Genomic DNA, 12,850 nt, shown 5'->3' with positions numbered 1-12,850 from the left:
GTGCGTCTTCGGGAGAGGGAGTACGGCAGGGCGCGCCGCGGGATGGCGGCGCGGGCGTGCGGGTGCGGGCGTGCGGGCGCGGGCGTGCGGGCGCTGCGGGGTACGGGTGTGCCCGTGCGGGCGTGTGCGGATGTCGGGAGCGGGTGCCGCTGGGCGGGCACCCGCTCCCGTGGGACCGGACCGTCAGGCGGTGACCTTGGCCTCGTCCGAGGCCGGAGATCCCTCCTCGGCGGTGTCGTCGCCGCCCGGCATTTCCTTGATCTTGGCGACCGGGCCGGTGAGGAGGGTCAGACCGCCGACGATGGTCACGGCACCGGCCACCGCGAGGCCGCCGGTCAGGCCGATCGCCTCGCCGAGCGCGCCGCCGGCGAAGTAGCCGAGGGACAGGGCGCCGTACACCGCGGAGAGTGCGGTGCCGCTGACGCGGCCCATCTGCTCGTTCGGGGTGACACCCTGCACGAGGCTGAGGACGTGGATGTCGAACATCGGGGAGACGAAGCCGATGATGGCCTGGACCACGATCAGTCCGACGAAGCCGCCGACCGCGCCGCCCGTCGGCACCAGGATGTAGCCGGCGCCGAGCACGACCGCGGTGATCACCAGGAGGCGGCCGACCGAGAGGCTCTTGGAGACGACCTCGGAGAGGACCGCGCCGACGATGACGAAGACCGACATGACGGCGAAGGCCGCACCGACCTGGCCGGGGCTGAGGTTCAGCTCCTTGTAGGCGTAGACGATGAGGATGGCGTCGCCCATCGCGGCACCGAGGTTGACCACGACGTTGGCGGTGAACAGGCCGCGCAGGACCGGGTTGCCGAAGAGGGTCTTCATGCCCTCCTTCATCTCCGCCTTCGCGGAGGCCTTCCGCTCCTCGGTCCGCTCGCGCACGTCCCGGTGGCGGATGACCAGCAGGGCGATGAGCGAGATGAGGAAGGTGAACGCGTCGGCGGTGATGGCGCGTGCGGCGCCGAGCAGCTGGATGAGCGCGCCACCGGCGCCGGCGCCGACCGCCTCGGCGACACTGCGGCTGATCTGGAGCTTGGTATTGCCCTCGATGAGGTTCTCGGTACCGATGAGCTGGGGCAGCCAGGACTGGTACGAGACCTCGAAGAAGGTGGTGAGGCAGCCGGTGATGCCGGCCACGATGAAGATGTGCGTCATGGTGACGGAGTCGAGCGCGAACGCCAGCGGAATCGTGGCCAGGGCCAGGAAACGGCCCAGGTCGGCGACGATCATGACGGTGCGCCTGGAGACCCGGTCGGCCACCAGCCCGGCGATCGGGGCGAGCAGCAGGAAGGGGAGGAAGCGCAGCGCGCCGAGCACGCCGACCTCCAAGGCTCCACCGTCCAGCACCACGACCGCGAGGGTCGGCAGTGCCAGAAGGGAGATCTTGTCGCCGAAGTTGCTGACGGTCTGCCCGAACCACAGGCGATTGAAATCGGAATGCCGACCGAGTGCCATGTCGACGCCCTTTTCTGATTGGGTACGGAATTGTCGGACGGCACTGACGCTATGGACCCCGGGTTGGGCCCCGGTTATGGATTCCGGGACTATAGACCGCTTGTAGACATGCGATGAGCTCAGGTGGAGAAGCGTGCGATGTCGGCGCTCTCGCGGGCGATCCCGGCGGCCACGGCGGGGCTCACCGGCTCGGTCCCGGGGAAGGGATCGACCTTGACCGGCGCCCCGCGGCGGCCGCCGGACCAGGTGCCGACGGCCAGGCCGTCGACCAGCACGGTGGCCCGGATCTGGCCGCCGCCGGGCCAGACCCGGCGCTCGTGCTCCGCGGGCACCGACAGGTCCCGGCTGCGGTAGCCGACCAGGTAGTTGTCGTAGGCCGGCAGCAGCCGTACGTCGGGTTCCCCGGGGACGGGCGGGTCCTCGGGACCGGTGTCCCGTACGGCGGCCCAGGCGTTCCTGCCCGTCGTGGTCTTCAGCCCCGACCAGTGGACGAAGTCCGCCGCGTCGGCGGGTCCGTGGGCCGCGCGGTAGCGCCGCGCGAGTTCCCGTACGGCCGCTTCCCCGGTGTACGGGAGTGGTCCGGTGGCGGGGAGCCAGTCGTCGAGGAGGACGAAGGTGGCCTCGCCGTCCCGCTGCGGTCCGTGGCAGATGAGGCCGGCGAGGGCGGCGCGGCGGATGAGGTGGAAGGCTGACTGCCCCTTCGGCTCGACGCCGAGGGTGGTGAGCCGTTGCGTGAGCCCGGCGCGGGTCAGGGGGCCCTCCGCCGCGATCGCGTCGGTGATGACCCGCTCCGAGCGGGTGCACAGGGCCTCGTCCAGGCCCAGTTCGCGCAGGCGCCGTGCGGCGAGCGCCAGGTGCACGGGGCCGAAGAGGGCCAGCAGCCAGCGGGCGTCGGCGGCGGGCACCAGCTGGAGGGTGCCGCGCATGAACCAGCCGCGCACCGCGGTGCGTTCGGTGTCGGTGGCCCGGCGCACCGCCTCCTGTGTCAGCCCGCGGGCCCGCACCCGCAGCCCGAGCTCCGCCGCGGGCAGGTCCTGCGCCTGGACGGCCAGCACCCGGTCCAGGACAGCGGCGACGGAGTCCTCCCGGACCCCGTCCCCGATCGCCTGTGCGCGCGCCCTGAGCAGCCGTTCGGTCGTACGTCGTTCCACGTGATCCAGTCTTTCAGCCGAGCAGCCGCAGCCGCATCTCCTCGCGGGCCGCCACGCATCCGACGGCCTCCGCGCCGCCCCAGTCCAGCAGCCGCCAGCCGTGCCAGCGCGGCGGCTCCTGCCCGAAGACGGGAAGGTCGAGGCGGGCCGGCTCATCGAGCGTGCCCGCCCCGACCTTGACCAGGGACTCCTTTCGTACCCACTGGCGCAGGAAGGCGCGCCGGGGGTGGGTGTCCGACCGCAGGGCGGCCAGTTCCTTCTCCGTGCAGACGGACGAGGCCGTCCGCCAGTCCAGGGGGCCGTCGTCGGCGGCCTCCACGTCCACGCCGACGGGGCCGGCGGCCGCGGCGGCCGCGACCCAGCCCCGGGTGTGCGCGAGGCTGACGCCGGTGCCGGGCGCCTCGGCCAGCCGCGGCCTGCCGTGCGGCCGGTCGCAGGAGCCGCAGCTCTGAACGACGGTGAGGCTCTGCGCCGGGCGGCCCAGGAGCCGCCCGGCGCAGAGCCGGACCAGTGCGTGCGCGGCCAGGAAGTCGTCCCGGTCGCCGGCCGACCGGAGGGCGCCGGCGCGGTCCAGTTCGGTACGGGTGAACAGCCCCCGTACGTCCCCTGCCGCGGCCAGCACCGCTCCGGTCGGCCCGGCCAGTGCGAGACCGGCCATCAGCGCCTGCGGCGCAGCACCGCGTAGTAGCCGGGCAGCCGCAGGGCGTCGGAGTCCGACCGGGGGTCGATGGCGTGCAGTTCTATCGCCTCGTCCTCGACGATCTCCCAGCCCTCGGCGCCGAACGCCTCGGCCAGCTCGGGCCGGGTGAAGCGGTGCGAGTGCCGGACGCCGGCCGCCTCCAGCGGGCCGACCAGGTCCTCGGCGCGGCCCCGCTTGCCGCCGACGAAGCCCAGGTAGCCGAAGGAGTTGCTGGAATAGTCGGGCTCGTGCACGATCAGCGTGCCCTCGTCGCCCAGCAGCCGGTCGGCGATCGCGGCGAGCCGGGCCCGGGCCTCGGTGTCCAGGACGTGGAAGACGCCGCGTACGAAGATGTTGTAGGGCCCCTCCCCCAGGACCGCGGCCTGTTCGGCGTCGGTCATGTCGATCGCCAGGTAGTCGACGTTCGGCACGCCCTCCGCCTCGCGCCTGGCGTGGTCGATGGCGCTGACGGACACGTCGACGCCGACGACCTTCGGGTAGTGCGGGGCGAGTTCCCGGCTGTAGCGGCCGTTGCCACAGCCGAGGTCGATGAGCGGCAGGCCGGCGCGGAAGTGGCGCTGCGCCTGGTCGAGGAGCCACTGGAACTCCTCGCCGCTGTCGGCGTCCCAGATGACGTCGCCGCCGCGGCCGGTGCGCTGGATGCCGGCCCAGTAGCGCTCCCAGGCGTCGCCGGTGTCGCGCTCCTCGGCCCTGGCCTGGTCGGCGCCCTCCTCGCCGGGCGGCGGGGAGTACCGCTCCCATTCCTCGTCCTCGCCGAGGGCCTCCAGCAGCGCGGTGAACTCCTCGAACATGGAGTCGATGAGCCCGTCGGGGTAGACGGCGGGCAGGAAGTCCCAGTTGAAGGTGAGTCCTTCGGGCTTCTCGAACACCTGGAAGTCGAGGGAAACCTGGGGGGTCTGGGAGATCCCGTAGACCGGGGCGCCCAGTTCGGTCTCCTCGTACTGCGGCGGGTGGCCGGCAAGGCTGGTCATCACCACGGGCATGGCCGGAGCGAGGGAGCCGCGCAGCTTGGTCAGCTCGCGCAGGACCTGCACCCCGCTGAAGTAGCGGTGCTCCAGGTCGGCCCACAGGCGGCGCTGGACGGCCTGCGCGCGCCCGGCGAAGGTGGAGTCCTGCTGTTCGACGGCGAGCAACAGGGTGGTGGTGGTGTCCGCGAGCAGGGCGTTGACCTGCGGGTGTAGCGGGAGCCGGTTGAAGAGCGGGAAGTTGATGGTGAAGCGGGCCTGTCCCGAGGCCCGGCCGAGGATCTCGGCGTAGGCGGCGGCCAGCACCCCGGAGGGGGTCACCTCGCGGGCGTGCGCCCTCTCCTGAATCCGGGTCCACTGCTCCGGGGAGACGACGTGGCTGCGCCGTTCGAACCGGACCGGCAGCTCGGGGGCGTCGGCCGGGCGCTCGGGCAGCGCGGGGGCGGGCGGGAGGGTGGCGAGGCGGTCGCGCCAGTACCACTCGGAGCGCCGGTAGATCTCGCTGTCGCGCAGCGAGTTCCCGACGGCGAGCACGTAGTCGCGGAAGGTCAGCTCCAGCGGAGCGAGTTCGGCGTCCGGTTCCACGTAGTAGGTGACCAGGTCGGGGATGAGGACCTGGAAGTAGCTCCAGGCGTCGGCGACGAGGAAGTCCAGCGAGAGGTGAATGCGGGCCCGGCCGCCGCCGAGGAGGCTGATGCGCACGTCGAACAGCGGCCAGGCGTCGGCGTCGAGCACCTGGTGGGACAGCCGCTCGCGCAGGGCGGCCAGTTCGGCGGCGCGGGTCTCCTCGTCGAGGCCGCCGAAGTCGGTGACGGGGATCTCGTAGTCCGGGATCTCCTCGAAGACCTGCTGGGTGCCGTCGGGCAGGACACGGGTGCGCAGGGCGTCGTGGCGTTCGACGAGCCGGCGCCAGGCGCCCTCGAAGCGCTCGACGTCGAGCTTCTCGCTCTCCCACTCGAAGTAGCCGTGGCAGCCGACGTTGCCGAGTTCGACGAGGCCGCCGCGGCCGATCCACAGGGCCTGCTGGCTCTCGGTCAGCGGGAAGGGATCGAAGCGCGCGGCCGGGTCGGGGACGATCGCAGGGAGGCCGCCGAAGGAGCCGCGTCCGCCGGCGCGTTCGGTGGTGACCAGGGTGGCGAGCTCGGCGACGGTGGGGCAGGTGGACAGGTCGGAGAGGCTCAGCTCGACGCCGTAGCGGCGGCGGATCTCGTCGATGAGCTGGAAGGCCAGCAGCGAATGCCCGCCCAGCTCGAAGAAGTTGTCGTGGATGCCGACGCCGTCGGTGCGGAACGCGTCGGCCCACAGCCGGCTCAGGCCGTCCTCGACCTCGTTGCGCGGTGCCTCGTAGCCGGCGCCGACGCCGTCGCGGCCCTCGGGGGGCTCGGGCAGGCTGCGGCGGTCTACCTTGCCGTTGGGCAGCCGCGGGAGGGAGGGCAGCACGACGACGGAGGCGGGGACCATGTAGTAGGGCAGGGTACGGGCGACCTCGGCGCGGACCGTGGCCGAGTCGGGTTCGGCCCCGCCGGCCGGGGACACGTAGGCGATGAGACGCTTGTCGCCCGGGCCCCTCTCCTGGGTGACGACGACGGCCTCGGCGACGCCGTCGAGGCGCGCGATGTGCGTCTCGACCTCGCCGAGCTCGACACGGAAGCCGCGGATCTTGACCTGGGAGTCGGAGCGGCCGAGGAGCTCGACGGCGCCGTCCTCGCGGCGGCGGGCGAGGTCGCCGGTGTCGTAGAGCACCGGGTGCGGGTCGTCGGGCAGGAAGTTGGGGAGGAACTTGGCGGCGGTGAGCTCGGGACGGCCGTGGTAGCCGGCCGCGACCCCGGCCCCGGAGACGTGCAGCCGGCCGACCTCGCCCTCGGGGACCGGGCGGCCGTCCTCGTCCAGGAGGTGGACGCGCAGGTTGGCGATGGGCACGCCGACCGGGACCTGGCGGGTGGCCCGGACCTCGTCGGAGGTGGCCTGGCTGGTGAAGTCGGTGCCGGCGCCGAGGTCGAGGCAGGACAGGACGTTGGTGGTCTCGGTGGTGCCGTAGGTCATCACCACGCGGAAGGGGGTGTCGACGGGCGGCCAGCTGTGCACGCGCTCGGCCGTGGTCACCAGGATCCGCAGCGCGGTGTCCGCCGGCCAGTCAAGCCCCCACACGGGCTCGGCCAGCGCGGCCACCAGCATGGTGTGGGTGATGCCCTCGCCGGCCAGCCAGTCGCGGATCTGCTCGGGGGTCTGCGCCTGCCCCGCCTCGGGGATGTGGATCGCGGCGCCGGCCGGCAGGTACGCGAGCCACTCCATGATCTGGACGGCGAAGCCGGGGGTGGACATCCAGGAGGCGCGGTCGCCGGGCCGGACGCCGTAGGCACGGGTGGTCCAGTGGACCAGGTTGGTGAGCGCGCCGTGCCGCTCCAGGACGGCCTTGGGGGTGCCGGTGGAGCCGGAGGTGTAGATGAGGTGGCTGACGGTGTCGGGTCCGGTCACGGACGCGGGCGCGGTGTCCGGGTGGCCCTGGCCGGCGGTGGCGACCTCGGCCCGCGGGACGTCCTCGGGTATCCGGCGGGCGAGTTCGGCCGGGGTGAGCACCAGCAGCGGGTCCGCGTCGCCGATCATCGCGGCGAGCCGGTCGTCGGGGTTGACCGGGTCGAGGGCGACGATCGCCGCGCCGGTCTTGAGGATCGCCAGGGAGCCGAGGACGTACTCGGCGCTGCGCGGATAGCAGAGCCCGATCCGGGTGCCGGGCGCGGCGCCGCGGGCGATCAGCGCGTGCGCCAGGCGGTTGGTGGCGGCCTCCACCTCGGCATAGGTCCAGGAGCGGTCGCCGTGCGCGAGGGCGGTGGCCGTGGGGGTGCGGGCGGCCTGTGCGGCGAGGAGTTCGGGATACCCGGTCGCGGGGAACGCGGCGTCCGAACGGTTGAAGTCGACGAGTGCGGTGGTCACAGTACGGGCCCTTTCTTACTTCGCGAAGGCTCGGCTGCGCAGCAGCCGCACGGGGAGACTGTTGATCCCCCAGGTGAAGTTGGACGAGTTGAAGGTGGCGGGACCGGTCAGTTCGAACCCGTCCAGTACGGCGAGCATCTCGGTGAGCAGGGCGCCGAGTTCGAAGCGGGCGAGGCGGGCGCCGAGGCAGAGGTGGCGGCCGTGGCCGAAGGCGACGTGCCGGTTGGGGCGGCGGTCGACCCGGAAGGAGTGCGGGTCTGCGAAGACGTCCTCGTCCCGGTTGGCCGAGACGTTCCACAGTGTGACGCGGGCGCCGGCGGCGATGGGCGTCCCGGCGATCTCGGTGTCGTGCGCGGCGGTGCGCAGGGCGTGCACCCCCGGTGTGGTCCAGCGCAGGATCTCCTCGACCGCCGGGGCGATGCCGTCCGGGCCGAGGCGGCGCAGCAGCCGCCACTGGTCGGGGTGTTCGGCGAACATGTGGACCGCGCCGGCCGCCGAGTAGCGGGTGGTCTCGTTGGCGCCGGACAGGACGCCGTTGAGATTGAAGACGATCTCGTGGTCGCTGAGCGGCCGTTCGCTGCCGTCGCCCTCGTCCACGAGGGTGTCGTGGGCGATCTGGCTGACCAGGTCCTCGCCGGGGCGGGCCCGGCGCTCGGCGAGCAGCTCGATGAAGTAGAGGAAGATCTCCGAGTGGGCGTTGCTGCGCACCGCCTCGTCCGGGGAATCGAAGGCGTCGGTGGTCAGGGCGCCGATCCAGGCCCAGTCGGCGCGCGGGATGCCCAGGATGGCGCACACCACCCGGTTGGGCAGTTGTTTGGCCAGGTCGATGAAGTCCAGTTCGTCGGCTTCGGCGGCCTCGGTGACCAGGTCGGCGACGACCTGCTCGACGAGGGCTTCCAGGCGCGGCATCTGCTGGGGGCCGAAGGCCTGGCCCAGGGCCCGCTTGAGGCGGGTGTGGTGCGGGACGTCGGAGACGATGAGCATGCGCTGGGCGACCGCGGCGACGGCGGCGGGGTCGCTGCCCAGCCGCATGCCGCGGGCCGAGACGAAGGTGTCGCTGTCGGCATACACCTTCATGATGTCGCGGTGCCGGCTCAGCGCCCAGAAGCCGCCGTCGTCGCTGCCGGGCTCGGGGTGCCAGTGGACCGGCGAGTTGGCGCGCAGCCAGGTGAACGTCGGCCAGAAGTCGTTGCGGCCGAAGGGGCCCGGGTCGAGCAGGTCGATCTCCATCTCAGGCTCCTCGCAGGCTGAGCGGGCGGATGTCGGGCCAGTGGGCGTCGACGAAGGCGGCGCATTCGTCCTCGGTGCCGTCGAAGCCGGCCGGCGTCCAGCCGTCGGGCGTCTCGCGCGTGGCGGGGTACAGCGCGTACTGCCCCTCGTGGTTCACGAGGACCTGGTGGGTGGTGGGCACGGTGTCCTCCGGGCTCGGGCCGATGGGTGCGGGAGGGCTGTCAGGCGGTCGCGGTCGGGGCGAGGGAGGCTCCCTCGCCGTGCAGCAGGGTGCTGAGGTGGTCCAGTACGGGCTGGGGGCGGCGCAGTACGGCGTGGTGGCCGCCGGTGGTGGTGTGCCGGGTGAAGCCGCCGGTGGTGACCGCGGCCCAGCCCTCCAGGTCGGCCGCGCTGACGGTCTCGTCGCCGTCGGCGCCCCAGGCGTGCACGGGGACGGAGAGGCGGACGCCGGGCCGGTGGACGTAGCTCAGGGACAGCTGGGCGTCCTTGCGGAGCATGGCGACCATCAGCGCCCGGGTGTCCTCGTCGAGCAGCTCGGGATCGAGGCCGGCGGTGTCGAAGAGCTTGTCCAGCTCCTCCCCGTCGTCGACGATGCCGCGGCCGGCTCCGGTCCAGTGGCCGGGGGCCCGGCAGCCGCTGACCACCAGGGCGCGCGGGGTGACGCGGCGGGAGACCTCGTAGCCGAGGAGGCCGCCGAAGCTGTGGCCGAAGACGATCAGCGGCCGGTTCCCGATGGTGGACACCAGTTCGGCCGCGATGGCGTCGACGGCCTCGTCGAAGGTGTCCGGCATGGGCTCCCGCCAGCGGTTCTCCCGGCCCGGCAGCTGTACGCCGTACACCTGCGCGGTGCCCTCCAGCGCGGGCTGCCAGGCGCGGAACTGCTGGCAGCCGGCCCCTGCGGGGGGCAGGCACAGCAGCACGGGCAGGGCCGGGTCGGCGGGGTCCGCCGTCCAGGTGGAGATCCAGGTGCCCATGGTCTACGCCCCCTCGGCGGCGTCGGCCGCGCCGGTGGCGGGCGCGGCCAGCTCGGCGGCGAGCCGGTCGATCTCGGCGGCCACGTCGGCGACCGTCGGCCGGGCCAGCAGCGCGCCGAGGCCGACGCGCAGACCGGTGGTGCGGCGCAGCTCCGACACCACGCGGGCGGCGGCCAGGGAGTGGCCGCCCAGGTCGAAGAAGTCCGCGTCGGGGCCGGGGACCTCGGTGGCGAGCACCTCGGCCCACACCGTCATCACGGTGCGCTCGCTGGGGCTCACCGGGCCGCTCCCGGACGGGCCGGGCGCCGCGTCGCCCTCCGGCTCGGCCAGGGCCCGGGCGAGGGCCGCGCGGTCGGCCTTGCCGGTGGTCAGGGTAGGGATCCGGTCCAGTACCCGCACCGTGGCCGGCACCGCGGCAGCGGGCAGCTGCTTGCGGCAGCGCTCCACGACCCGCGTGGCGAGTCCGGCCGGGTCGTCGACGCCGGGCGCCGCGACGACGGCGAGGCCGAGGGTCTGGCCCGGGGGCAGCGGACAGCAGGCGGCGGCGACGACCTCGGGGAGTTCGGCGGCGATGCGTTCCACTTCGCCGAGTTCGATGCGGTGGCCGCGGATCTTGACCTGGTCGTCCCGGCGTCCCCGGTACTCCAGTTCGCCCCCGTCGCGGCGGATCACCACGTCGCCGGTGCGGTACATGCGGGTGCCGCCGCCCTGGAACGGGTCGGGCAGGAAGCGGCTCGCGGTGAGTCCGGGGCGGCCGCGGTAGCCGCGGGCGACGGCGGGCCCGCCGAGGTACAGCTCGCCCTCGGTGCCCGCGGGCACCGGCCGCAGATCCTCGTCCAGCACGTAGGCCCGGTAGCCGGGCAGCGGTCGTCCGATGGTGGTCACGTCGTCCCCTCGTCGGCTGTCGGCCCAGGTGGCGGCGATGGTCACCTCCGTCGGCCCGTACACGTTGAGCAGCCTTCGGCCGTCGGCGAACCGCTCGGCGAGTGCGGCCGGGCAGGCCTCCCCCGCGACGACGACGACCTCGGCGGAGTCGAATCCCGCGCCGTGGGCGGCAAGCAGCGACGGGGTGAGGGAGACCGTGCGCAATCCCGCGGGCAGCGGTTCGCGGCCCTCCACGGCGGCCTGCCGCAGTCCGTCGAGGGAGAGGTCGGTGAGGGCCACCCCCTGGCCGTGGACGAGGTAGAGCAGGGTGCACCAGAGCCAGCCGTCGAAGGCGGGCGAGACGGCGTTGAGTCCGAGTCCGCCGGGGGGCAGGCCGAGCCCGGCGAGGGCCTCGACGAAGGTGTCCAGGCCGCGGTAGGTGACCTCGACGCCCTTGGGGCGGCCGGTGGTTCCGGAGGTGTAGATGAGGTAGGCGCAGGTGTCGGCGGCGGGCAGGGTCACGGCGAGCGCCCCCGGGGCGCCGCGGCGGACCTCGCGGGGGGTCAGCAGGACGGTCCCGCCGGTCTCCAGGCCGGCGGGCACACCGGTGGCGACCAGGACGGCGGCCCCGGCGTCGCGCAGGACGCCGCCGAGCCGCTCCACCGGGTGGCCGGGGTCGAGCGGTACGGCGGTCCCGCCCAGGCTCCAGACGGCGAGCAGGGCGGGCACGCTCTCGCGGGAGCGGCCCAGCAGGAGCCCGACCGCGGTCTCCGGGCCGACTCCGGCGCGGGCGAGGGCGGCGGCGTACCGGGCGGTGCGGGCGGTGAGGGCCGCGTAGGTGAGGTTGCCGTCCACGGCCTTGACCGCGGTCTCGTTCGGCTGTTCGCGGGTCCACCGTTCCAGGCGGTCGAACAGCGGCGGGAGCCCGCCCGGGGCATCCGCCCCGGCCGGCCCGGCATGGGGCTCGGTCATCCGTCGTTCCTCTCGGTGTCCGCGGGGCGGGCGGCCTCGGTGGCCCGCAGCCGCGGGCCGACCACCTGGCCCTCCTCGCCCTGCGGGAGCTGCATCGACTTGGTCTCCAGGAAGGACTCCAGTCCGGCCGTGCCGCACTCGCGCCCGATCCCGGACTGCTTGAACCCGCCGAACGGCGCGGCCGGGTTGAACTGGCCGCCGTTGACGTCGACCAGGCCGGAGCGGAAGCGGCGTGCGACCCGCTGGGCGCGGGCGTCGTCGCCGGACCAGACCGCGCCGTGCAGGCCGTAGCGGGTGCCGTTGACGATCCGGACGGCCTGCTGCTCGTCGTCGTAGGGGATGACGGACAGCACCGGTCCGAAGATCTCCTCCTGGGCGATGGTGGTGAGCGGGTCGACGTCGGCGAAGACCGTCGGCCGGACGTAGTAGCCGGTGTCCAGGCCGGCGGGCCGGCCGGGGCCGCCGTGGACCAGGCGGGCTCCGCCCTCCTCGGCGCCGCGCCGGATGTATCCGGTGACGCGGGCGTGCGCGGCCGCGGACACCAGCGGGCCGAGGTCGGTCGCGGGATCGCGCGGATCGCCGGTGACGTAGCCGTCCATGGCCCGGACGGCGAGCTCCACGGCCTCGTCCTGGCGCTCGCGCGGCACCAGCAGCCGGCTCCACTGCAGGCAGGTCTGGCCGGTGTTGAAGAGCATCTGGTCGACGGTGGCGGCGACGGCGGGGGCCAGGTCGGCGTCGTCGAGGACGAGGCTGGCGTTCTTGCCGCCGAGTTCGAGGTGGACGCGCTTGATCCGGTCGGCGCCGAGCGCGGAGACCTCGCGCCCGGCCCGGGTGGAGCCGGTCAGGGAGACCACGTCGACGAGCGGGTGGGTGACCAGTGCCGTGCCGACGGTGTCGCCGGTGCCGACGACCATGTTGAAGACGCCGGGCGGCAGGTCGGCCTCGGCGATGGCCTCGGCGAGCAGCCGGGCGTGCAGCGGGGTGATCTCGCTCGGCTTGTGCACGACGGTGCAGCCGGCGGCCAGCGCCGGGAGGATCTTCTGCACGGTGAGCAGCAGCGGGGTGTTCCAGGGGGTGATGCAGGCGGCCACGCCGGCGGCCTCGCGCACGACGAGGGAGTGGCCCACCCGCTCCTCGAAGGCGTAGGAGGCGGCGGTCTCGACGCAGTGCGCGGCCATGCCGAGGGAGAGCCCGACATGGGTGTGGCGGGCCATCCGGGCGGGCGCCCCGACCTCGGAGGTGATGACCTCGGCGAAGCGGTCGGCCCGTACCTCCATGGCCTGGACGACCCTGCGCAGCAGGGCGGCCCGCTCGCGCAGCGGGGTGGCCGCCCAGCCGTCGAAGGCCGCGGCGGCGGCGCGGGCCGCGAGGTCGGCGTCCCGGGCGGTGCCGGCGGGGACGGTGGCCAGGGGGCGTTCGGTGGCGGGGTCGGTCACGACGAGGCGGCCGTCGGCCTCGGAGGCGACCCAGGCGCCGCCGATCCACTGGTCGGTGTGGCGGGGCGGCAGGGCCGCGTCGGATTCGCCGCCGGGCGGTCTGGAGTCCTGCGGCACGGGCGGCACGGTCAGCACGGTCACGGTGGGGTCCTCACTCGGTCACGGA

Annotated in this window: 9 protein-coding genes; all 9 read right to left on the bottom strand. The window is 73.9% G+C overall.

Features of this window, described 5'->3' with window-relative positions:
- Positions 1 to 183: 183 nt before the first annotated feature.
- The 9 genes from AAT21_RS38115 to AAT21_RS18945 all read right to left on the bottom strand — a co-directional run bounded on the left by AAT21_RS38115 (position 184) and on the right by AAT21_RS18945 (position 12,756).
- A complete protein-coding gene (locus AAT21_RS38115) occupies positions 184 to 1,461 on the bottom strand; it encodes an MFS transporter (protein WP_046778003.1) in 1,278 nt (425 codons plus the stop codon).
- 119 nt (positions 1,462 to 1,580) lie between these two features.
- Positions 1,581 to 2,612 carry a winged helix DNA-binding domain-containing protein gene (locus AAT21_RS18980; protein WP_046778002.1) on the bottom strand — a complete coding sequence of 344 codons (1,032 nt, stop codon included), beginning with the start codon at positions 2,610 to 2,612 and terminating at the stop codon, positions 1,581 to 1,583.
- Between the two features lie 13 nt (positions 2,613 to 2,625).
- On the bottom strand, positions 2,626 to 3,270 hold the full coding sequence (locus AAT21_RS39140; RefSeq protein WP_052757872.1) for a 4'-phosphopantetheinyl transferase family protein: 645 nt from the start codon (positions 3,268 to 3,270) through the stop codon (positions 2,626 to 2,628).
- Positions 3,270 to 7,208 carry a non-ribosomal peptide synthetase gene (locus tag AAT21_RS18970; RefSeq protein WP_052757871.1) on the bottom strand — a complete coding sequence of 1,313 codons (3,939 nt, stop codon included), beginning with the start codon at positions 7,206 to 7,208 and terminating at the stop codon, positions 3,270 to 3,272. The genes AAT21_RS39140 and AAT21_RS18970 overlap by 1 nt, the downstream gene beginning before the upstream one ends.
- A 15-nt stretch (positions 7,209 to 7,223) precedes the next feature.
- Positions 7,224 to 8,438: a cytochrome P450 gene (locus tag AAT21_RS18965; protein ID WP_046778001.1), complete on the bottom strand. Its 1,215-nt coding sequence runs from the start codon at positions 8,436 to 8,438 to the stop codon at positions 7,224 to 7,226.
- A 1-nt stretch (position 8,439) separates the two neighbouring features.
- Positions 8,440 to 8,619 (bottom strand): MbtH family protein, encoded by a 180-nt coding sequence (locus tag AAT21_RS18960; protein WP_030657510.1) that lies wholly within the window; start codon positions 8,617 to 8,619, stop codon positions 8,440 to 8,442.
- A gap of 40 nt (positions 8,620 to 8,659) precedes the next feature.
- Complete coding sequence (locus tag AAT21_RS18955; RefSeq protein WP_052757870.1) at positions 8,660 to 9,412, bottom strand: thioesterase II family protein; 753 nt, start codon at positions 9,410 to 9,412, stop codon at positions 8,660 to 8,662.
- A gap of 3 nt (positions 9,413 to 9,415) precedes the next feature.
- On the bottom strand, positions 9,416 to 11,248 hold the full coding sequence (locus AAT21_RS18950; RefSeq protein ID WP_079025794.1) for a non-ribosomal peptide synthetase: 1,833 nt from the start codon (positions 11,246 to 11,248) through the stop codon (positions 9,416 to 9,418).
- Positions 11,245 to 12,756 carry an aldehyde dehydrogenase family protein gene (locus AAT21_RS18945; RefSeq protein WP_046778479.1) on the bottom strand — a complete coding sequence of 504 codons (1,512 nt, stop codon included), beginning with the start codon at positions 12,754 to 12,756 and terminating at the stop codon, positions 11,245 to 11,247. Before AAT21_RS18945 ends, AAT21_RS18950 begins: the two co-directional genes overlap by 4 nt.
- Positions 12,757 to 12,850 lie beyond the last annotated feature (94 nt).

It is taken from the genome of Streptomyces yangpuensis, from assembly GCF_001005295.1.
GTDB lineage: Bacteria > Actinomycetota > Actinomycetes > Streptomycetales > Streptomycetaceae > Streptomyces > Streptomyces yangpuensis.
The sequence above is the reverse complement of the archived record's forward strand: the minus strand, read 5'-3'. Positions and strand labels throughout refer to the sequence as shown.

Excerpts from the sequence above, each read along its gene's own strand:
- AAT21_RS39140 (WP_052757872.1), bottom strand. The coding sequence starts at position 3,270 with ATGGCCGGTCTCGCACTGGCCGGGCCGACCGGAGCGGTGCTGGCCGCG.
- AAT21_RS18965 (WP_046778001.1), bottom strand. The coding sequence starts at position 8,438 with ATGGAGATCGACCTGCTCGACCCGGGCCCCTTCGGCCGCAACGACTTC.
- AAT21_RS38115 (WP_046778003.1), bottom strand. The coding sequence starts at position 1,461 with ATGGCACTCGGTCGGCATTCCGATTTCAATCGCCTGTGGTTCGGGCAG.
- AAT21_RS18955 (WP_052757870.1), bottom strand. The coding sequence starts at position 9,412 with ATGGGCACCTGGATCTCCACCTGGACGGCGGACCCCGCCGACCCGGCC.
- AAT21_RS18950 (WP_079025794.1), bottom strand. The coding sequence starts at position 11,248 with ATGACCGAGCCCCATGCCGGGCCGGCCGGGGCGGATGCCCCGGGCGGG.